16 protein-coding genes are annotated in these 21491 nt (G+C 58.1%); 10 read left to right on the top strand and 6 right to left on the bottom strand.

Features of this window, described 5'->3' with window-relative positions:
• Positions 1-263: 263 nt before the first annotated feature.
• Genes IE102_RS12955 through IE102_RS12940 form a run of 4 tightly spaced genes read right to left on the bottom strand, consistent with a single transcriptional unit; the run spans position 264 to position 6185 of the window.
• Complete coding sequence (locus IE102_RS12955; protein ID WP_229807745.1) at positions 264-659, bottom strand: SDR family NAD(P)-dependent oxidoreductase; 396 nt, start codon at positions 657-659, stop codon at positions 264-266.
• Between the two features lie 33 nt (positions 660-692).
• The gene (locus IE102_RS12950; RefSeq protein ID WP_189487318.1) at positions 693-2036 is read right to left on the bottom strand and encodes a TolC family protein; all 1344 of its coding nucleotides are present in this window, start codon (positions 2034-2036) and stop codon (positions 693-695) included.
• The gene (locus tag IE102_RS12945; protein WP_189487316.1) at positions 2029-5097 is read right to left on the bottom strand and encodes an efflux RND transporter permease subunit; all 3069 of its coding nucleotides are present in this window, start codon (positions 5095-5097) and stop codon (positions 2029-2031) included. The genes IE102_RS12950 and IE102_RS12945 overlap by 8 nt, the downstream gene beginning before the upstream one ends.
• The gene (locus IE102_RS12940) at positions 5094-6185 is read right to left on the bottom strand and encodes an efflux RND transporter periplasmic adaptor subunit (protein WP_189487314.1); all 1092 of its coding nucleotides are present in this window, start codon (positions 6183-6185) and stop codon (positions 5094-5096) included. The genes IE102_RS12945 and IE102_RS12940 overlap by 4 nt, the downstream gene beginning before the upstream one ends.
• Before the next feature lie 89 nt (positions 6186-6274).
• Between IE102_RS12940 and IE102_RS12935 the strand changes: the two genes are divergently transcribed.
• Entirely contained in the window at positions 6275-6907 is a 633-nt protein-coding gene (locus IE102_RS12935; RefSeq protein ID WP_189487312.1) for a TetR/AcrR family transcriptional regulator, read from the top strand.
• 182 nt (positions 6908-7089) lie between these two features.
• On the opposite strand, the gene IE102_RS12930 is transcribed toward IE102_RS12935, so the two are convergent.
• On the bottom strand, positions 7090-7992 hold the full coding sequence (locus tag IE102_RS12930) for a LysR family transcriptional regulator (protein ID WP_189487310.1): 903 nt from the start codon (positions 7990-7992) through the stop codon (positions 7090-7092).
• Positions 7993-8089: 97 nt separating this feature from the next.
• On the opposite strand from IE102_RS12930, the gene IE102_RS12925 reads away from it, so the two are divergent.
• A complete protein-coding gene (locus IE102_RS12925) occupies positions 8090-9265 on the top strand; it encodes an MFS transporter (protein WP_189487309.1) in 1176 nt (391 codons plus the stop codon).
• Positions 9266-9395: 130 nt separating this feature from the next.
• On the opposite strand, the gene IE102_RS12920 is transcribed toward IE102_RS12925, so the two are convergent.
• Positions 9396-10028: an FMN-binding negative transcriptional regulator gene (locus tag IE102_RS12920; RefSeq protein WP_189487307.1), complete on the bottom strand. Its 633-nt coding sequence runs from the start codon at positions 10026-10028 to the stop codon at positions 9396-9398.
• Between the two features lie 217 nt (positions 10029-10245).
• Between IE102_RS12920 and IE102_RS12915 the strand changes: the two genes are divergently transcribed.
• The 8 genes from IE102_RS12915 (at position 10246) to IE102_RS12880 (ending at position 21489) form a co-directional block, all read left to right on the top strand.
• Entirely contained in the window at positions 10246-11292 is a 1047-nt protein-coding gene (locus tag IE102_RS12915; RefSeq protein WP_189487306.1) for a phosphotransferase, read from the top strand.
• Entirely contained in the window at positions 11289-12542 is a 1254-nt protein-coding gene (locus tag IE102_RS12910) for an aspartate aminotransferase family protein (RefSeq protein ID WP_189487303.1), read from the top strand. Before IE102_RS12915 ends, IE102_RS12910 begins: the two co-directional genes overlap by 4 nt.
• 113 nt (positions 12543-12655) lie before the next feature.
• Positions 12656-14044 carry a P1 family peptidase gene (locus IE102_RS12905; RefSeq protein WP_189487301.1) on the top strand — a complete coding sequence of 463 codons (1389 nt, stop codon included), beginning with the start codon at positions 12656-12658 and terminating at the stop codon, positions 14042-14044.
• Positions 14045-14200: 156 nt separating this feature from the next.
• A complete protein-coding gene (locus IE102_RS12900) occupies positions 14201-16354 on the top strand; it encodes a TonB-dependent receptor (RefSeq protein WP_189487299.1) in 2154 nt (717 codons plus the stop codon).
• A 65-nt stretch (positions 16355-16419) separates the two neighbouring features.
• Positions 16420-17766, top strand: coding sequence for a peptide MFS transporter (locus IE102_RS12895; protein WP_189487297.1), 1347 nt, complete (start codon positions 16420-16422; stop codon positions 17764-17766).
• Positions 17767-17778: 12 nt separating this feature from the next.
• Positions 17779-18768 carry a LysR substrate-binding domain-containing protein gene (locus tag IE102_RS12890; RefSeq protein ID WP_189487295.1) on the top strand — a complete coding sequence of 330 codons (990 nt, stop codon included), beginning with the start codon at positions 17779-17781 and terminating at the stop codon, positions 18766-18768.
• Positions 18769-18938: 170 nt separating this feature from the next.
• Positions 18939-20114, top strand: coding sequence for a serine hydrolase domain-containing protein (locus IE102_RS12885; RefSeq protein ID WP_229807744.1), 1176 nt, complete (start codon positions 18939-18941; stop codon positions 20112-20114).
• Between the two features lie 4 nt (positions 20115-20118).
• On the top strand, positions 20119-21489 hold the full coding sequence (locus tag IE102_RS12880) for an aminotransferase (RefSeq protein WP_189487291.1): 1371 nt from the start codon (positions 20119-20121) through the stop codon (positions 21487-21489).
• Positions 21490-21491: the final 2 nt, after the last annotated feature.

The raw sequence follows: 21491 nt of genomic DNA, 5'->3' as shown, positions 1-21491 counted from the left end.
GAATTCTGTCTGGGGTTAAGCAAAGTGTTCTAAACTCACGCGCAAATCTCAGCCAATTTTCAGTTTCGGGTACTTTTCCCTGCATTTTTCAATTATTTCAATGATTTAAAAAGTTCGATAATTCGCGCTTTTTTTTGCGGCAGTATATTTCTGGATTTTGTTATCCAGTTGAAATTGTTATGAAATATTTGTTCGACTCCTAATTGCTGTCGCGCCATTTTTCTCGCAGGATTTGAAAATTGGCGCGTTTAAATTTTTCTCATTTACGAAAATTTTGACCGTATGCAGCCTGGATTTGTTAGACGGCCTAGCCTTTGACTCGCAGAATTGGGCGACGCCTGGACGGGAGGGCGGCGCGTATCATCCGCAGCGGGCCAAAAACATTCGTATCGAACAGGTCCAGCCAATGAGACCCCGGCATTGTTGATCAAAACGTCTATTTTGCCCGCCTCGGCCAGAACCCAATCAATGAAGCCGGCCACTGATGCGTCATTGGTGACGTCGAGTACGCCAAACTCAAGGTTTGGGACCAAAGGGGCGAGCGGCGCACGGCGCGCACCCGCAAATACTCGAAACCCCTCTTGGGCCAGGAGGCGCGCGGTGGCTTCACCGATCCCTGACGACGCCCCTGTAATGACGATAACCTTGTCCTTAGACATGTAGATGCTCCTAATTTTAACAATTTTTTGGTGTCACAGGCCCTGTGCGCGGTAAAGCGCCGCCGCTTTCATTGAGCGGTCCGCCTCGGCATCGATGAGGGCGCGGCGGGCGCTCTCAAGTTGGATGGCGGAAGCCTGCCATGCGGTTCTGGGTATCAGGCCTGCCCTGTACTGACGATCCGCCTCGTCGTGACGGTGTGCTGCGGCCTCCAGATCTGCAGATGCCAGTGTAACGCGATGCTCGGCCTGTTCGGTAGCGACCCATTTGGTTCGCACATCTGCAAGCGAGGCGATGGCCGTCAGGCGATAGCCCTCATAGGCCTGAACCTCTCTGGCGGAGGCGGCGTTAATCTGGCCCTTGATGCGGCCAAAATTGAGCAGGGGCCAGTAAACGGTTGCGGCGGTATTCCACACGTCAACTGATGGCCCAACGCTGGTATCCTGACTGCCGAAGAAGGCCCCTATCGACAGATTGGGAAACAGCGCGGCCTGAGCTGAGCGTGTTGATGCGCGGGCCGCTGTAAGGTTGGATTCGGCCATGCGCATATCCGGGCGGTCGCGTAAGATGGCCAATGGCGTGTTGACCGCCTCGGCATGACGCAATGCCGGCACTTTCCCTACGCTCGATAGGGATGCGCGCAGGGCCATCTCATCGTCACCCGTCAGGACGCTGAGCACATTGATATATTGCTCGCAGGCGTCGGTGAGCCGACTGATGCCGGTGTCGGCTGCACGGGCCTCACTATCCGCCGTGTGCCAACTCCCTTCGGTAATTAGCCCTTTTTGCCACTGGTCGCGCAGGCTGGCGGAAATCTCATGTGCCGACGTCGCGGTCACCTGAAGGCTGGCGAGATTTTGCTGGCACTGACGCAAGCCTATATAGGTGGCAATGACTTCGAGACGAACGGCGCCTTTGAAGTCTTCCAGTGAGGCCTCGGCGCTGGCGGCACCCGCTTTGGCGGCCTTGGATCGGGCTTTCAGGCCCCCGAAGAGATCAAGGTCGTAACTGGCGTTCAACTCACCCTGGGCGATATTGATCGTCCGGTTCCCATAGGTCAGGCCGACATCCCCGCGCTGGACCACGCCCGCGGCGGCGATGTCCGGAAATAGCAGTGATCGCACTGTGGTATGGGCCGCACGTGCCTCCTGAAGGCGAGCCGTAGCCATCCTGATGTCATGGCTTTGCTGATCAGCCGTTGCCAGCAAATTCAGGAGGACCTCATCACTGCCTTGCGTCCACCATACCTTATTCACATAGGCGGGGGCCTGAGTTACCGGCCATGTGGCCGGTAACGGAGCCGAAGGTAGATGAGCGGTGGGTGTCGAGCAGGCGCTCAGCAGGCCCAACACAGGCACAAGCATAAGATAATTACGCATTTTTCAGATCACCTTGCGGCTTGCGGACATTAAACCAGAACGAATAGAGGGCGGGTAGGAAGACCAGTGTGAGGACGGTACCCACACCGACTCCGCCGATCAGGACGAAGGCCAGAGCCCCCCAGAACACGGACTGGGTGAGGGGAATGAAGGCCAGCATGGCGGCCGCTGCCGTCAGTATGACCGGTCTGGCCCGTCTGACCGTGGCTTCGACAATCGCGTCATAATCGGTCGCACCGTCCCTTATGTTGTCGCTTATCTGCTGCACAAGGATGAGCGTATTGCGCATCAGTATGCCCGACAGACCGACGAGTGCCAGAATGGCATTGAAGCCAAAGGGCTGGTTGAACAGCAACATGGCAGGCACCGCGCCGACAAGGCCCAGCGGAGCGGTCGCAAACACCATCCACATGGTTGAGAAGGTGCGCACCTGGATCATCAGCACAACCAGCGTCAGAAGGATCATCACCGGGACAACCGCGACAAGGGCGACATTGGCCTTGGCGCTTTCTTCGACGGCACCGCCGGTGTCAATCCGGTAGCCCGCGGGCAGGGCAGCCTTGATGGTGTCAAGCCTTGGCAGCAGTTCGGCGGTGACATCTGGTGGCTGAAGGCCTTCGCGGACATCACCCTGAACACTGACATAGAGGTCGCGGTCATAGCGCTTGATCTGCTGGCTTTCGGTATCAGGCACCTGATGGACGACGGCGCTCAGCGGAATGGCCTGCCCCAGTGTATTGGTGACGGTCATCCCGGCAATATCAGAGGGTGAGCGCCGTTCCCCGGCAGGCGTTTTCAACACAACATCCACCGTGCGTGTACCGTCGCGCATTTGCGTGGCGGGCGCACCGGACACCAGACCCTGTAACTGGGCATCGACAGCCTGACGGGTCAGATTGAGTTGCGCCAGACGGGCATCATCAATGACATAGCGCATGATTGGCGTTTTTTCGCCCCAGTCGAGATGCGGATCTATGATATTGGGGGCCTGCTGAAGGACGTTTCGTACCTCTTCGGCAATCTTCATAATGCCCGCCTGATCAGGGCCGATAACGCGGAACAGCACAGGATAGGGCACGGGCGGGCCGAACAGGAACTGGGTCACCCGCACGCGCGCCTGAGGGTAGCGCCCCTCTTGGGCCCAGTTCTGGATACGGGCCTTAAGTGCGGTACGTGCTTTGACATCCTTTGTCTGAATGACCACCTGTGCGTAGGCCGGGTTAGGCAGTTCGGGATTAAGGGAGAAGAAGAAACGCGGTGCCCCCTGTCCCAGATAGGCGGACACATCGGTCGCTTCGGGTTGTTTCATGACATCGGCTTCGATACGGGCCGTAACGGCCTTGGTGGCCTCAAAGGCGCTACCGACGGGCATCTTGACCTCTACCGTAAGCTCGGTTCGATCGGAATTGGGGAAGAACTGCTTCTTCACCACGATCATGCCGGCACCTGAGAGCAGGAACAGCCCGATCGTAATAGCAATTGTCAGCACCCGATGATCAACGGTCAGCCTGACCAGCTTGCGGAACGCTGTATAGTTTTTGCTGTCGTACATGGAATGATGGCCGGGTTTAGGCTTGATATCCGGCAGCATCACGACCCCCAGATAAGGCGTGAAGGTGACGGCGACGACCCATGAGGCAATCAGGGCAAAGCCCACGACCCAAAAGATATTGCCCGCATATTCCCCGGCCGATGACTGGGCAAAGCCGACCGGAATGAAGCCGAGTATGGTCACCAGCGTCCCCGACAGCATGGGGGCCGCAGTCGTGGTCCAGGCGTAGGTCGCGGCCTTGACGCGGTCGTAGCCTTCTTCCAGCTTTACGACCATCATCTCGATGGCAATGATGGCATCATCGACCAGTAACCCCAGAGAGATGATCAGCGCGCCGAGCGTGATCCGGTCAAAGTCCCGACCGGTGAGCAGCATGATGACGAACACTATAGCGAGCGTCAGCGGCACCGCCGCGGCCACCACGAGGCCGACCCGGAAACCGAGTGCCACCAGAGACACCAGCATCACGACCCCCAGAGCCACCATGAACTTCATCATGAACTCATCGACCGAATGGTGGATCACCTTCGCCTGATCCGATATTTTGGTGAAGCTCAGGCCCAAAGGAAGCTGGGCACGCATGCCTTCTTCTTCCTTTTCGAGCGCCTTGCCCAGAGTCAGGCCATTATAGCGCGGGGCCATAACCAGCCCAAGGACGACCGCGGGCTGACCGGCATGATTGATTTCATAGGTTGCCGGATCTGCGTAGCCTCTGCGAACCTCAGCGAAATCTCCCAGACGCAGGTATTGCCCGCGCACGCTGAGGGTGACGTTTCTGACGTCCTCAAGCGAGGTCAGGCCGGAATCGAGCCGGATCTGTATCCTTGGTCCCGTTATCCCCACCGAACCGGCGGGTGTGACCTCATTGCGTCCCCGCAGCGTCGACATGATGTCCTGCGCATTGACGCCAAGGGTGGCCAGTTTCGCCTGCGGTATTTCAACAAATATGGCCTGAGGGCGTTCCCCCAAAATCCTGACCTTTTGCACGCCCGGAACCTGAAGCAGTTGCTGGCGCAGGGTTTCCGCCTGTTTCACCAGTTCGCGGTTCGTCAGGCCTTTTGCCTGAATGGCATAGAGCGAAAAATAGACGTCGCTGAACTCGTCATCAAAGAACGGGCCGTATACGCCTCCGGGCAGGTTTCGCGCTTCGTCGGACAGTTTTTTGCGTACCTGATAGAATTGTTCAGGCACGGCGGACGGTGGTGTCGAATCCTTAAGGATGACCTTGGCCTGCAAGACACCCGGTTGAGCCGTCGTTTCGACCCGGTCGTAATATTGCAGTTCCTGAAGGCGTTTCTCCAGAATATCGCCGACATTTTCGTCCATCTCTTTGGCCGTGGCGCCGGGCCAGACGGCGGTCACCGTCATGACCTTAACCGTAAAGCGCGGGTCTTCGGCCCGGCCCAGTTTTATGAAGGCGAATGTACCCGCCGCCAGTACCGCAAGAATTAGAAACAGCGTGACGGCGCGTTCACGCACCGCCAGCGCGGAAAGGTTGGGAAAGTTCACAGTTTGCCTCCCCGAATAGCCTGCACGGCCTGACCTTCGTTGAGTAACTGCGCCCCGGCGGCCACCACGACATCCCCCTGATTAAGACCAGAGGCAATTGAGGCGGTTTCCTCATTTAGCCGCGCGACGGTCACGGGTCTGGCGTGAACCTTGCCCTTGGGGTCAATGACCCAGACCTTCGTGCCCTGACCCTTGTCCACCAGCGCCGACAACGGCACATCAAGGGCAGGGGCGGACGTTTTTACGCCTGTTGGGGTGACGCGAACAGTTGACCCCAACGGGGCGTCGGTAAAGGAGGCATCAAGGACATATCGGGCTTCAAACAGGCGTGTAGAGGGATCGGCCGCCATGGATACCTGACGCAGGCGACCGGTATAGACCGCACCAGATGCGCCAAAGACGGTAATCTGTGCAGTTTCGCCTATGTCATGACCGGCTTCCGGCAGGCCCACGACCGCTTCGGGCGCACCGGCTTGGGCAATTTTTATTACCGGTTGTCCGGCGGCGATGACTTGTCCGGCTTCTCCCGGAATTTCCACGACTACGCCGGCGACATCGGCGCGCAATTCTGTGTAGGCTCTTTGGTTTTTAACGGTGGATAACTGGGCTTCGGCTGCCTTTAGGTTGGCATCCGCCGAATCCTTTGCGGCGCGCGCCTGCTCGATCATATCGACAGAGGCCGAGCCACTGGCGGCCAGACTGTTCAGGCGTTCATAGTTCGCATTAGCCCTGACGGCGACGCTTCGGGCCGCAGCGACGGAGGCTGAGGCGGCCGAGACGCCATCGCTGTAATCGGTCGGATCAAGCCGCATCAGGAGTTGTCCAGGGGATACCCGCTCACCCAGATTGACCTTGCGCTCAATGATCTTTCCGCCCACCCGGAACGCCAGATTTTGCTCAACGCGGGCCCTGATCGTACCGGCATAGGCGGTGCCGGTGTCATGCGAAGCGCCAACATGATAGGTCAGGACACGGGCCGCCGTATTGGCTTCAGGGGTCGGCGTCGCATCACAAGCCCCAAGGGCGGCCATCGCGGCCACCATTGAAGCGACCGCCGGGCCTTTGTTTATGATTGATTGAAAGGACATATTGACTTTGATCCAAGGGGTGGCGTATTTAATACTGATGAGTATCGTAAAGCGCCAAAATATAGATACTGTCAAGTATCATTATTATCATGACTGAAATTAGCCCTGCGCGCCGTGGCCGACCGGTCGATCCCGACCTGTACGCAAAAATTGTCAGCGCGGCCTGCACCCTGTTTAGTGAACTGGGTTTTCAGGCGACGACCATGGATAAGGTGGCGCGCGAAGCGAAGATATCAAAGCTTAGCATTTACAAACACTTCGAGAATAAGGACGCCCTGTTCAGCGCGATTATCGCGGGACGGTGCCAGGATTTTGCACCTAAATCGCTGTTCGACGGCGTCGAAGGCACGGCCGAGGATCAGTTGCTGGCGGTTGGCGCCAGCCTTCTGCGTCTTTTGCTCAGCGCGGACGTAAGAAGCGTCGAGGCTATGATAATGTCGGATAACGCCAATCAGGCGCAGTTGAGCCGTCTCTATTTTGAGGCCGGGCCGATGAGGTTCATCACTCAGATAGAGGCACTGCTGCGTCATCTGCACGACCGGCAGGCCTTATCTGTTCCCGATCCAAAACAGTCGGCCCGCCTGTTTGCGGCGCTGTTCCAGGGCTCTGACCTACTTGCCGTGGTTAATTTCGATGTGGAAATTGCCGAGCGCGAAGATGAGATATCGTCATACTGTCAGTCTGCGGTCGCCATTTTTCTCGCGGCGCATCGAATGCGTTAGTAGATTACGTAAGTCGACTAGGTGCGTTGAACTGGTATTGCTTAGAAAAGCAGATCTCCGGAAGTAAATTAGGCAAGAGCTAACTCCTTCTGGAATCGAAATTTTTCAGTTTAGAGACCCCTCCGCTTCTGCACTGCGCGCATGGTGGTATACCTCAGTAGAGATTGCTTGGGTCAGCCGAGTTATCGCGTGGTCAGTCGCTCCACAAGAAAGTCAACAAAAACGCGAACACGCGCGGGCATATGGCTGCCGCCCACAAAGACCGCATGGATCGGCTCGCGGTCTTGGGGGTTGAAATCATCGAGGAGGACAACAAGCTTGCCGGCCGTAATTTCGTTCGCGAGATGGAAGTTTCCGACGCGGGCAATGCCAACGCCTTGCAGAGCTAATTGGACAAGGGTCTCGCCATTGTTGGCTTCGATGGTGCCCGAAACACCTAGAGCGTAATCGTGCCCGTTCTTGCGAAACGGCCAGCCGGGTTCGATACGGGGAAAGTCGAAATTCAGGCAGTTGTGTCCGAGGAGATCCTCGGGCACTAAGGGCGTCCCCCGGCGGGCAAGATAGTCCGGCGAGGCTACGATTGATCGTCCTGTGTCGCCCAGGCGCCGCGCGGTCAAAGGACTATCCGACAGGGGACCAAAGCGGATGGCGACATCGGCGCGGCCACCCAAAACGTCGACCAAGGTATCGCTGAGACTGATATCGAGCCGTATCCCAGGGTATCTGTCTGAAAACTCCCCTAACAACGGCACGATAACCAGACGACCGTGGGCCAAGGCGGCACTAACCCGCAGGCGGCCTCGCGGAACGCCCTGATCGGCTATGGCGTCTTCGACTTCAGTCAGATCAGCAAGGATGCGCGCGGCGCCTCGGGCGTAGGCTTCCCCCTCCGGTGTCAGGGTGATCGACCGTGTCGTGCGCACAATCAAACGCACACCCAGGCGCGTTTCTATACGGGTAATCGCCCGGCTCACGGCAGAGGGGGTAAGTCCCAGCCGTCGCGCCGCTCCAGAGAGGCTTTGCTCACGCACCACGGCGGCAAACGCTTCCATTTCACCTGACCGGTCGGCCATTTCACGTTTCATTTGTGAATCCTACGCACAGAACCTTGTCTTGAAGACTGCCTACACAGCAGATCTCAAAGCATTCATATGCTTAGGGCACATAATCAGGATAATTTCAATGAAGCTCAATCTTCCTCTTCTGGCGCTGGCAACCGGCGCCTTCGGCATCGGTGTTACGGAATTTGCGCCTATGGGCCTCCTGCCGATTATGGCGGCTGATCTGGGCGTATCCATACCTGCAGCGGGCCTGCTCGTTAGCGCCTACGCCATGGGGGTGTTGATAGGTGCACCCATCATGACCCTGACGACAGGACGGGTTCCCCGGCGAACATTGTTGATCGGATTGATGGCTATATTCACGATTGGCAATCTCGTGTCAGCATTGGCGAACGATTATACCCTGCTTCTGACCGCCCGTGTGGTGACCTCGTTTAATCATGGCGCCTTCTTTGGTGTAGGGGCGGTTGTGGCTGCGAGTTTGGTCTCACCAGAGCGGCGAGCTGGGGCGGTCGCGGCCATGTTCATGGGCTTGACGATCGCGACGATCGGTGGCGTGCCTCTCGCCACCTGGGCCGGGGAGGTTATGGGCTGGCGCGCGGCGTTCTGGGGGATCACCGGGCTGGGTATCGTGACCATGATAAGTCTGCGGGTGTCTTTGCCAGAGCTTCCCGCCGATAAGAACGCCGATATGATGACGGAATTGCGAGTCCTGAAAAAGCCAGCGGTGCTTGCAGCCTTGGCCCTGACCGTCGTGGGGGCAAGTGCGATGTTCACGGTCTTCACCTATATTGCCCCGATCCTGCAAAGCGAGACCAAGGCCTCCACCGCTTTCGTGACGGCAATGTTGGTCATCTATGGCCTGGGACTGACGGCAGGCAATTGGCTGGGTGGCCGGTACGCCGACCGCTCGATCGATGCCACCCTGATTGTGACACTCTCGGGCCTTGTCGTGTTGCTGGTTCTTTTCGCCTGGGGTATGCGCTGGCCCGTGCCTGCGGCCGTACTGATATTCTTATGGGGCACGGCGAGCTTTGCATTGGTGCCGCCCTTGCAGACGCGCATCATGAACGTTGCCGCTGACGCGCCCAATCTCGCTTCAGCCATGAATGTCGGTGCCTTTAACCTAGGCAATGCTGCCGGTGCCGCCCTTGGTGGCGCGGTCATCTCTGCCGGGCTAGGGTTCCCTGCGGTATCATTAGCCGGTGCGGTCATGGCCACCGCAGGATTGATCATGGTTCTTTGCCTGCGTACCAAGCCAGCCGTGAAGCTCGCTGAGCCGCAAAAGTGTGTCTAATGCGAGCGCGAGTCGATCAGTAAGGTTAGTTTATGGCTCATGAAATGGGCACGCGACGAAGGGATTTACCTAAATGATAGGATTGTCTCCTTTGGGCGCACTGTGGGAATTTAAAATCGCTCTTGCATGGCTAAGCTCTGTAAGACGCCTCTTCTTGTTGGACCATATGATCGGCCAGATCGGGATATGGATCAGCCTTTAAACCTGCGATGATGCGGGCGCGGTCACCGGCGGGATGGGTCTGGCTGAGTTTAGTAACGCCTTCGATGCTATCGACATGGATGCGAAAGCTGCGGATCAGCGGCAGGAGCTGATCGACCTTGCCCTCAGAAGCGTCGTCGATCGACCACGGCGTGTCAAATCCTGCTTCCATCAGATCTATGCTGCGGCGAAGAATGGCCAGTTGCGCGGCATCATCCGTCACGACCTCAAGCGTGCCACGGACATGGGCCGCCACATAGTTCCAGGTCGGCACACTCGGTTTTTCCACATACCAGCGCGGGGAAATATAGGCATGGGGGCCTGAGAATACCGCCAGTGCCTTATCGCCGGTTTGCAGGCTAAGGGCATGGGCGTTGCGGCCGGCCATGTGGCCAACCATGACGTCACTTCGATCATCGAACTCGAAAATGATCGGCGTGAAGGTGGCGTGCATCTGTGGAGACATCAGCAGCGCAAACGGATGGTCGCTTATAATCTTGACCGGATCAGCGGCGTCATAGGCGGCGGGACGATAAAGCGGCGGGGCGGGGTTGTCGGCCATGTCGAATATCCGATTTGCAGAACAGTAGCCGACATTGGCCGCAATGTGCTGATTTGCCAAGCGGCGGATACCCACATCAGTGGTGCGCTCATGTCACCATAGTCGGCTCTAATCCTTATGGTGACACCACAACACCACTATGGGCGGCTTTCGCATCCCGAAACCTGAGCGGACCGGGGTTAGGCTTTCGCTTTCACGAACGAAGCGAAACGGCACCATGACCGCGAATCTATCCGAAGCGTCTCTGTCCGATACTCATGTCCCGCGCATTTCCGAAGCGCAGGCGCAAAGCGTCGCCCTTAAGTATTATGGCCTTAAGGCGGTGGCGCGCGAACTGACTGGTGAACGCGACCGCAATTTTCACCTTAAGGCACCACAAGGCGAATATGTGCTGAAGATTTCCAGCGCCCTCGAAGATCCGGCGACGACGGCCTTTCAGAACGCCATGCTGCGCCATCTTGAGGGGGCCGGTACGGACGTGCCAATCCCGCGCCTTATCCCGACGGTTGAGGGTGCCGATGAGGCCCTGATCGGCGCAGAGGGTGTCCGCCACATTGTACGGTTGGTGACATACCTTAATGGCACGCCGCTCAGTCATTGGCCGGCGTCGCACGCCATCCGGGTTCAGGTCGCGCAGATTTCGGCGCGCATGGTGCTGGCGCTTGAGGATTTCTCATCGCCCTATATCGACACCGATATGTTATGGAACATTGCCCGCGCTGACCGCATCCAGCCATTGCTGAGCGCGGTTGAGGATCGTGCGGTGCGTGAAGTGTCTGAGGCCGTCTTTGCCCGTTTTGACGATGTGGTGGCGCCGACTTTGGCGGCGTTGCCAACGCAGTTCATCCATAACGACCTAAATCTGCATAACCTGATTGTCGGCGATGGCGGACTGATCAGTGGGGTGATCGACTTTGGTGATGCGGTAAAATCGCACTCCGTATGCGATTTGGCGACGGCCGCCGCCTATCAGCTATTTGATGTCGATGATCCGATTGCCGCCTTGTCTGAGATGGTGGCGGCGTTCCATGCTATTCGCCCGTTAACCGAAGCTGAGATTGAGCTGATCTTTGATCTGGTTAGGGCGCGCTGGGCGATTACGGTGGGCATTGCCCATTGGCGCGCGCGGCGTCATCCGGCCAATGGCGTCTATATCATGCGCAATGCCCCGCGCTCAATCACGGCGCTTATGGCGGTGGCGGAGCTATCGCCGTCAGATGTTGCTGATAAACTAAAAACCGCCTGTCAACGGAGTGCTGCATGACCCAAACCGATCTGATCGCGCGCCGCGAACGTCTTCTGGGGCCTGCTTACAGGCTGTTTTACGACGAGCCGGCCCATTTCGTGCGCGGCGAAGGCGTATGGCTCTATGATGCGGCGGGGGAGGCCTACCTTGATGTCTATAACAATGTCGCCTCACTTGGCCATTGTCATCCACGTGTGGTGGCGGTCATCACGCAGCAAGTGAATACGCTCAATACTCATACCCGCTATCTGCATGAGACGATCCTTGACTGTGCGGAAACCCTGCTGGCGACCTTGCCGGATCATATTGACCGTGTGATGTTTACCTGCTCCGGCAGTGAGGCCAATGATCTGGCAGTGCGGATAGCTGAGGCCTATACCGGACGGACGGGAATCATCGTCACCGAACTGGCTTACCACGGCGTGACCCATGCGGTATCACAGATGTCGCCGTCTCTGGGCGAAGGGGTGGTGCGCGGGCCGCACATATTTACCGTGCCGTCGCCGCTTAGCTTTGCGCCGGAGGATCGCGCCGCAGGATTTGCACAAGCCATGGATGAGGTCATTGCGCGCATGACCAGAGCTGGTTTTCCGCCCGCCTTATTTATCTGCGATACGCTGTTCTCCAGCGACGGCGTAATTTCTGATCCGGCGGGGTTCCTAAAGCCCGCCGTTGAGCGGGTGCAGGCGGCGGGCGGTTTGTTTGTGGCCGATGAGGTTCAGGCAGGGTTTGGTCGAACCGGTGAGGCCATGTGGGGTTTTCAGCGCCACGGCCTCAACCCCGATCTGGTCAGCATGGGCAAGCCGATGGGCAATGGCCATCCGGTCGCGGGTGTGGCCATGCGGGCGGAACTGATCGAACAGTTTGGTAAAAAGTCGCGCTATTTTAACACCTTCGGCGGCAATCCGGTCTCAAGTGCGGCAGCGCTTGCGGTTTTAAATGTCATTGCTGACGAAGGATTGATAACCAATGCCCGTGAGGTCGGTGCGTATCTTAAAGACGGTCTGCACATGCTGAGCGACCACAGCGATCATGTCGGTGAGGTGCGTGGCACCGGCCTGTTTTTCGGCGTGGATATTGTCACAGACGGCAAACCGGATGGAGATCGCGCCCGTCAGATCGTCAATTATTTACGCCAGCACAAGGTGCTGATCAGTGCCACCGGCCCGCACGGTAATGTCCTCAAAATCCGGCCGCCGCTGGTGTTTCGCCCTGAGCATGTTGACCGGCTTTTGGCCGTGCTTAGTGCCGCGGTTTCCAACTCGTGATCATAGGGAGAGGTTGAGCGGTGATAATGAGTCACCATTCGTGACAATTTTTGCAATGCAAACTCACCCAGCATTAGCGCAAGTTCAAATCAACAGTCCAACAGGATGCCGATATGATGACCATGAAATCCCACTTATCACTGATGGCGCTCGCTTTTGCGCTGGGGGCCATGCCCGCCCTTTCTCAAACCCCTGCGCCCAAGCTTAATCCACCCGACAGTCAGGCCGATCTGAAGCCGGTGGTCAACACCGGCGGTGAGGTCATGAATTTCGACTGGCCGATGCTTAAAATCGGCATGGCTGAATATTCTGAGGGCCCAACCGGCGTGACCGTCATCCGCTTTGGCCGTAAGGTTCTGGGCGCGGTCGATGTGCGCGGCGGAGGGCCGGGGACGGTCAATACCGAATATCTCGACCTGTTTTACAATGTCCCCGAAGTGGACTCCGTCGTGTTTTCGGGCGGTTCCTGGTACGGTCTGGAAAGCGTCACGGCGGTCAATACCGCCCTTAAGGACGAGGGCACCCGCTCCGGCCACTGGGACAATATCGGCCTGGCGGTGGGCTCTATCATCTATGACTTCGGCGATCGTCGCCTGAATGAAATCTATCCCGATAAGAAACTGGCGCAGGCGGCGTTTCATGCGGCTGAAACCGGCGTCTTCCGCAACGGTTCGGCCGGCGCCGGACGCAATACCCGCACGGGCTACTACTTCGGCTGTAACTCACCATCGGGTCAGGGGGGCGCGTTCAAGCAGGTTGGTGACATCAAGATCGCGGCCTTCACCGTCGTCAATGCTTTTGGCGTGGTGGCGGATCGTGATGGCAAGGTTCAGGCCTGCTACGGCGGCGAAGGCTGGCCAAAAGACCTTATGGTCAAGGACCTGATGCAGAACCTGCCCGACAGCCAGAAACCGGGCTGGACGGTGCCGGGTGGCCCTAAGCGCAACACCACGGTCAGCCTGATTGTCGTCAATCAGAAGATGGACCCGGCTGAGCTTAAGCGACTGGCGGTGCAGGTTCATACCTCGATGGCGCGCGGGATTCAGCCCTATGCGACCATGGGCGACGGCGATGTCATGTATGCTATATCCACCGCTGAGATCGACGCGCCGGAAGGCATGACCAATCCGCAACTGGGTGGGATCGCCAGCGAAGTGATGTGGGACGCTATTCTAAACTCCGTGCCAGAGCAGCCCACCTTACCCGTGGTGACATCAGCGCCACAGGTGACGGAAAAGGCGATGAAAACCTATGCGGGCGATTACCGCTTCTCCAACATCGTGAGCGTAAAAGTGACCGCAGATGGCGGCAAACTCTACGCCCAAGCCACAGGGGAGCGTAAAGCCTATAATGTACCTAAAGACGCGAAGGTGGAGCTAATCCCCTATAAAGACGGGGTTTTTATGGTCCCAGGCCGCTATCCGACCGTGCTCGATTTTACCACCAAAGGCAAGCTGGTGATGAATCCGGGGCCGTGGCAGCAGACCGCGGCAAGCAAGTAAATGCGCCAAATCCCCTGTGGTGCGTAAGGGGCACCACAGGGGATCGTTTCCGCGCCTGTTCATAAAACGGTCACGAAAACACTGTGGGCGTCGTGGATTTAAGAGGATGCCACACCGTTTTTGATACAGACGATTTTGAAATAGGGGATGAGTGACATGAGTATGACAACACAACGACAATCGGGTTTGAGAACCATGCTGTGGGGTGCATCTCTGATCGCGCTGATCAGCGGGCTTCCGGCCTATGCGCAGGAGGCGGCGCCAGTCTTGGCTCAACCTGCTGCGGCGGATGAAACCACAGAAGTGATCGTGACCGCCCAAAAGCGCCGCCAGCGCGCCATCGACGTGCCGATCGGCATGAATGTCTTAAGCGGTGAGGCGCTCGAAAAACGCGCCATTGATACGGTCAATGACCTGCAGTTTTCTATTCCGGGCCTGACCCTGCGCTATGACGGGCCGGGATCGTCGCAGATCTTCATGCGCGGCGTCTCCAATATTCGCGGCTCGGACGCGCAGGTGTCGATCTATATGGATGACCTGCCTGTGACCATGACCGGCGGCTATCGCCAGCTTGACCTGCGGATGCTCGATATCGAACGCATCGAAGTCCTGAAAGGCCCGCAAGGCACGCTCTACGGTCAGGGCGCTATGGCGGGTACGATCCGCTATGTCACCAAGACCCCCAGCCTGACCGGTGGATTTACCGGTGAGGTCAAGGCCGATTATTCGGTCATCAAGGACGGCGATTCTAACCCTAAACTGAGCGGGGCCGTGACCGTGCCGCTGATCAAGGGCAAGATGGCCCTGCGTCTGGCCGGTCAGATCGAAGAAGGTGGTGGCTGGATCGACCAGCCCGGCCTTGGCATCGAAGACGGTAACAATCAGGATCTCTATAACCTGCGCGCCAAGCTCTATTATAAGCCAAACGACGTCTTTGACCTAACCGCGACGGCCGGCATTTATGAGATGGAGAGCGAGTTCGGGCTTGCCTATGAAAACGAAGACCGCACCCGCCCGACGCCGCTAAGCGATGACTATGACCTGCTGCCGCCGCGCCATGATCATGCCTGGTTCTATAATCTGACGGCCAATTATGATCTGGGTTTTGGCCGCCTGACCTCATCGACCAGCTATTCGCGCCTGAACCGCGACTATACCCTGACCTATATCGCCGGGCCCGGCACCGGCTTTACCTTCCAGAACGAAGGCTTTGACGGCAACAGCGACCGTGCTAAGCAGTTCACGCAGGAGGTGCGTCTGTCATCTTCGGGCGAAGGGCCATGGCAATATACGGTCGGTGCCTTTTATCGTGACGCCGAAGGTAACCTGGATGACGCCGGTATCTCATACTACGCGGGCGGCACCTATCCGTTCACCTACCGCAAATATGATACGTCCGAGTCCATCTCCCTGTTCGGGGATATGTCCTATAAGTTCACCGATAAGCTGACGGTTGGGGCCGGTGTGCGCACCTTCCGCGATAAGGCCACGGCGGTGGGTTTGGCGGGCATAGTCCAAAGCGAAACCTTCAAATCGACCGATCCGCGCGTCTATTTCACCTATGCGCTGGATAAGCGTCTGAATGTCTACGGCAATATTGCCAAGGGCTTCCGCTCGGGCGGGTTCAATGCGGCGGGTCTGCCGGACTATGATCCTGAAAAGATCCTCAACTATGAACTGGGCACCAAGGGCCAGGTGGCTGAGGGCCGGGTGCGCTTTGATCTGGCGGCCTTCTTCAGCCAGTATGATGATGCCCTGCGCACGGGTCAGTTCTTCAACTTCGATGAAAATGGCGGCAGCGTCGTCAGCCTGACTCGCAATGTCGGGGAGATGGAGATCAAGGGCCTTGAAGGCAGCGTCGATTGGTGGATCAGCCCTGACTGGTCGGTGTCGGCTACGGCCGCCTATACCGACAGCGAAGTGACCAAGGTCAATGTCGGCTCAGGGGAGAGCGCCGGCGTCGAAGTCGGTGACCCCAGTGATTATACGCCAAAGCTCAGCTACTCGCTGGCCACGGACTATGAGTTCAACTGGTCTGCGAATGTCGAAGGCTTTGTCCATGCCGACTATAGCTGGCGTGACAAGATTTCGGCCACCGACGGCTCGGTGCTGGTGCCGCGCACCCAGTGGTCGGAGTCGGTCGGCCTGCTCAATGCCCGCGTAGGGGCAAAATGGTCGTCTCTGGCGGTTGAGCTTTATGCCAACAATATCACGGATGAGAACAAGACCCTCGATCCGTACTGGGTGTGGCAGCAATCGTCCCGCTCCAAGCCGCGCACGATCGGCATCACCTTGTCGCATTCGTTCTAAATCTGCTTAATGTATCGCCCGTCTCCTGATTATCAGGCGGCGGGCGAATTGTTTCCGGAGTCCGTATGACCAATATCGCGACACCTAAAGATTTTTTCGGTCACCCCAAGGGCCTGACCTATATCGCCATTACCGAAGCCTGGGAGCGCTTTTCATTCTACGGGATGCAGGCGCTGCTGGTCTTATACATGAACGACCGCCTGTTTCAGCCGGAGGTCATCGGCGGCCTGTGGGGCTTTGACGGATTTCGGGCGGGCTTGGAGGCCATCACCGGGCCATTGTCGATACAGGCCTTGGCCGCGCAGGTGTTTGGCATCTATGTCAGTCTGGTTTATTTCGGGCCTATTGTCGGCGGACTGATCGGTGACCGGCTGCTGGGCCGCACCAAGGCCGTGTTGCTGGGGGCCGTTTTCATGGCTGCCGGGCATTTCCTGATGGCGTTCGAGGCAGCGTTTTTGCTGGCGGTGTCGGCCCTAATCATCGGGGCGGGGCTGCTGAAAGGTAATCTGGCCGCCCAAGTCGGCGCGCTTTATCCCAAGGAAGACCGCCGGCGCGACGGCGGTTACACCATCTATTTTACCGCCATCAATGTCGGGGCGTTTATTGCGCCGCTGATCTGCGGCACCTTGGGTGAGCTTTACGGCTGGCACTACGGCTTTGGGGCCGCGGGTGTCGGCATGATATTGGGGATATTCATCTATCTCAAAGGCGTTCGCCACCTCAACGACCCGCCGCTCAAGCGCGATCAGGGCGAAAAAGTGCGCCTAAATGGCCACGAATGGCAGGTCGTGGCGGCCCTTCTGGTCATGATCCTGATCACCTCGCTGTTCTGGACGGTGCAGTCGCAGATCTGGAACACCTATCCTCTGTGGGTACGCGAACATGTCAATCTCAATATCGGCGGAGGCTTAAGCGTGCCGGTGACGTGGTTTCAGTCGCTAGATTCGCTGGTGGTGCTGGTGCTCGCGCCTATGACCATCGCTTTCTGGAAAGGCATGAGTAAACGCGGGGCTGAGCCCGTCGATCTGACCAAGGTGGCGTTGGGCTGCTCGTTGTTTGGGCTGGCCTGTCTGCTGCTCAGTGGCGGGCAGATGCTGGCCGGGGCCGATAAGGTGTCAATCCTGTTTCCTGTCCTGTTTCATATCGTGGTCGGGCTGGGCTATCTGTTTTCCGCCCCAGTGGCCCTGGCGCTGGTGTCGCGGGTAGCGCCGGCCGCCGTCAATGCCATGATGATCGGGGCCTATTATCTGGGGCTGTTTATCGCGGGCATCACGTCGGGCTGGCTGGGGCGGTTTTATGAGCCCTTGCAACCCATTGGCTTTTGGGCGTTACATGCGGGGATTGGCCTGACCGGTGCGGTGCTGTTTCTGATCCTGCACCGGCCCCTGAGCCATTATTTCGCTAAAATCTGACGGAGTATGGGCATGGAACGCAACGGCGAAGATCGTCAGATATCGGCCTATAACCCGCCGTCGCGTAAGACGATCCCGCCGTTTGAAGCTTTGCGCGCTTTTGATGCGGTGGCGCGGCTGGGTGGGGTGCGCAATGCCGCCCGCTCATTGGGGCGCGATCATGCCGTCATTAGCCGTCACCTTAAAACCCTTGAGCAATGGACCGGGGCCAAGCTGATTGAGCGCACCGCCCGCGGCGTGGTTTTGACCGATGACGGGCGCCGCTATCATGCTGAAATCGCCGCGGCTATGGATGCGATTGCGTCCTCAACCATTGACCTGATGCGACGGGGCTATCACAACCATCTGCATATTTCGTGCGCACCGGGTTTTGCCCTGCACTGGATGTCGCGCAGGGTCGGCATGTTTGAAAAGCTCAACCCCGATGTCGAAATTGAGCTTCGCCCGACCGACCGCAGCCCGGATTTTGGACTGTATGAAAGCGATATTGAAATCCGCTTTGTGCCGTCCTATCGGGCGGTCTCAAAGATTGAGGTCGGGATGCAGTATCAGGAAGTGGCGTCCGTCCCCATCGTCGCGGTCGCCAGTCCCGACTATTTGGCCTCGGCTCCGGCGATTGAGGCCCCCCATGACCTGATTGAACACCGTCTTTTGCATGAGCATGATTTCGATAGCTGGGCACACTGGCTGGCGGCGCATGGCGTGTTCGATGAACTGGATCTGACCGGGCCGCGCCTGTGGCAGGGGCACCTGACGCTCGATGCCGCCCTGCATGGGCGGGGGGTGGCGCTGATGAACTATCTGGTGGCTGAAAGCTTTATCGGCAGCGGGCAATTGATCGAAATCGGCCGCGATCAGCCCGCGTTTCAGCCCTATGCCGAGGGCAAATACCTGATCTTCTCGCGCGCCGACCGCTGGGATACCCCGCTGATCCGGCGCTACCGGCGCTGGTTGATTGACGAATTGCGCAAAGACCATTCCGGGTTGAAAAAGACCGCATGAGTTTGGGGCGCTCTGTGCGGGTGGTGCGCGAAAATTTCTATTAAATTCAATGAATTATCGCCCTTGAAGGGGCTGGTGTTTTTGGCGCACCGCCACCTGTGTGGTACGCACCTTCGTAAAGGGACGGCACGGATGTAGTCGATAAGGGTGACCTGATTATGGAGCCCGCCGTGAGCCAACCTAAACTAACCCCCGCATCTTCTGAACCCCCGCTCGATACCGGCTGGATGGTTGATCTCTATGCCGGTCAGATGATGCCGGACGATCAGGTGCAGGCCCTGCAAACCAGTGAGCGCGCCTTTGCCACGCGCCTGATCAGCCGGGGCGGGGCGGTGCGCGGGTTCAAAACTGCGGTGCGCCAGATTGAGGATTTTCCGATCCGCTCAAACGATCAGGATTACGATCTGTACGACTATGTGTCGCGCAACCGCGTGGCGGGTCTGCTGATCGCCCACAATGATGCGATCATCCATGAGCGGTATGAGTTGGGCTTTGAGGCCGGTTCGCGCTGGCTGTCAATGTCGATGGCCAAGTCGGTGGCCACGACCCTGATCGGGGTGGCGATCCAGGACGGCTATATCGGCTCGGTCGAGGAGCCTCTGACCAAATACCTGCCAGAACTGATCGGCAGCGCCTATGACGGCGTGTCGATTCGTCAACTGATCCAGATGACCTCCGGCGTGAAGTGGGATGATACCCACACCAACCCGGCCTCCGAGCGCCGCCATATGCTTGAGTTGCAATTGTCGCAAGATCACGGTGCAATCATGGCCTATATGGCATCGCTGCCGCGAGTGGCGGAGCCGGGCACCGTCTGGAACTATTCGACCGGAGAAACCCATGTCGTCGGCGCGCTGGTCAAGGCGGCGACCGGTAAATGGCTGGCCGATTATCTGTCGGAAAAAATCTGGTCAAAACTTGGGATGGAATCGGACGCCCTGTGGTGGCTTGAGGCCCCCGGCGGGCTTGAGGTCGCCGGCTCCGGCATGTGCGCGACCTTGCGCGATTATGCCCGCTTTGCCCGCTTCATACTCGAAGACGGCGTCATCGTTGGTGACCGTGTTCTGCCGCAAAACTGGGTGACTGAATCCGGTGCCGCCCGCGATGTCGGCGGTCAGGTTGTCAATTACGGCTATATGTGGTGGTCCGTACCGGATGCCGCCGGATCGTTTGAGGACGGCGCATTTTCAGCCCGCGGCATCTTTGGGCAGTTTCTCTACATCAACCCGAAAAAGAACATCCTGATTGCGGTTTTGTCGTCGCGCTCTAAGCCGCGTCTGTCCGAAGTCATTGTTGATAATGATTTTTTCAACGCCGCCGTCACCGCCATAACTAAGGGGTACTAACGCCATGTTCAATCCGCAAAAAGCTACCGGTGAGTGGCAAACCCTGGATGCGCGCCACCATCTGCATTCATTCACTGATCCAACGCTGATCGAGAGCGAAGGCTCCCGCATCATTGTGCGCGCCGAAGGCTCCACCGTGTGGGATAATGACGGGCGTGAGATTTTGGATTGCATGGCCGGCCTGTGGTGCGTCAATATCGGCTACGGTCGCCGTGAACTGAGCGACGCGGCGGCGGCCCAGATGGCGCTGCTACCCTATTATAACAACCATTTCCAAAGCGCCTCGCCGCCGATGATTGAGCTGGCGGCACGTCTGGCGGGGTTGACGCCCGATACGATCAATCACTTCGCGTTCGCCAATTCTGGGTCGGAGGCCAATGACGCCATTGCCCGTCTGGCGCGTCAGTTCTGGCAGCTTCAGGGGCGGGTCACCAAGCGCACGATCATCAGCCGGACCATGGCCTATCATGGCTCAACTGTCATGGGCTCAGCACTCGGCGGGATGCCGCACATGCACGCCATGGACGGCGGTGTGTCGAATGAGGTGGTGCATATCGCGCACCCCCACTGGTATCTGTACGGTGAGGGACTGTCACGCGACGAGTTTGGCCTCAAGGCCGCCCGTGCGCTGGAGGATAAAATCCTTGAATTGGGTGCGGAAAACGTCTGCGCCTTTATCGGTGAGCCGGTTCAAGGCGCCGGCGGGGTCATTGATCCGCCATCGACCTACTGGCCAGAAATTCAGCGCATCTGTAAGCAGTACGATATTTTGCTGATTGCCGACGAAGTCATCTGCGGATTTGGTCGCACAGGATCATGGTTCGGGTCGCAAACCCTGGGAATCCAGCCTGATTTCATGCCGATGGCCAAGGGCCTGTCGTCTGGGTATCTGCCGGTGGCGGCGGTCGGTATCCATGACCGGGTCTACAATGTGCTGGCTGACGGCGGGCATCTGGCGCACGGCTACACCTATTCCGGCCACCCGGTCGCCTGTGCGGTCGCGCTGGCCAATATCGACATCATCGAAAACGAGGGCTTAGTCGCGCGGGTGCGTGACGATATTGGCCCGTACTTTATGGCCGCGCTCGATAAGCTGGTCGATAGCAGTCCGATCGTCGGTGAGCGGCGCGGGATCGGCATGATGGCCGCTCTGCAACTGGTTAAAAACAAAGACACGCGCGAACTGCCGACCCTGACGGATAATGCCAGCATTTTCTGTCGCGACTATTGCTATAATGAGGGCCTGATCGTGCGCGCCGTGGGACCGTCGATCGTGCTTAGTCCGCCGCTGATCTACACCCATGCCGAGGTTGACCAAACCGTCGACATCCTTGGCCGCGCGCTCGACGCCACTGCCAAAAAATTGGGAGTCTGAAC

Origin of the sequence: Asticcacaulis endophyticus, from assembly GCF_014652575.1 — a bacterium.
Lineage (GTDB): Bacteria > Pseudomonadota > Alphaproteobacteria > Caulobacterales > Caulobacteraceae > Asticcacaulis > Asticcacaulis endophyticus.
The sequence above is the reverse complement of the archived record's forward strand: the minus strand, read 5'-3'. Positions and strand labels throughout refer to the sequence as shown.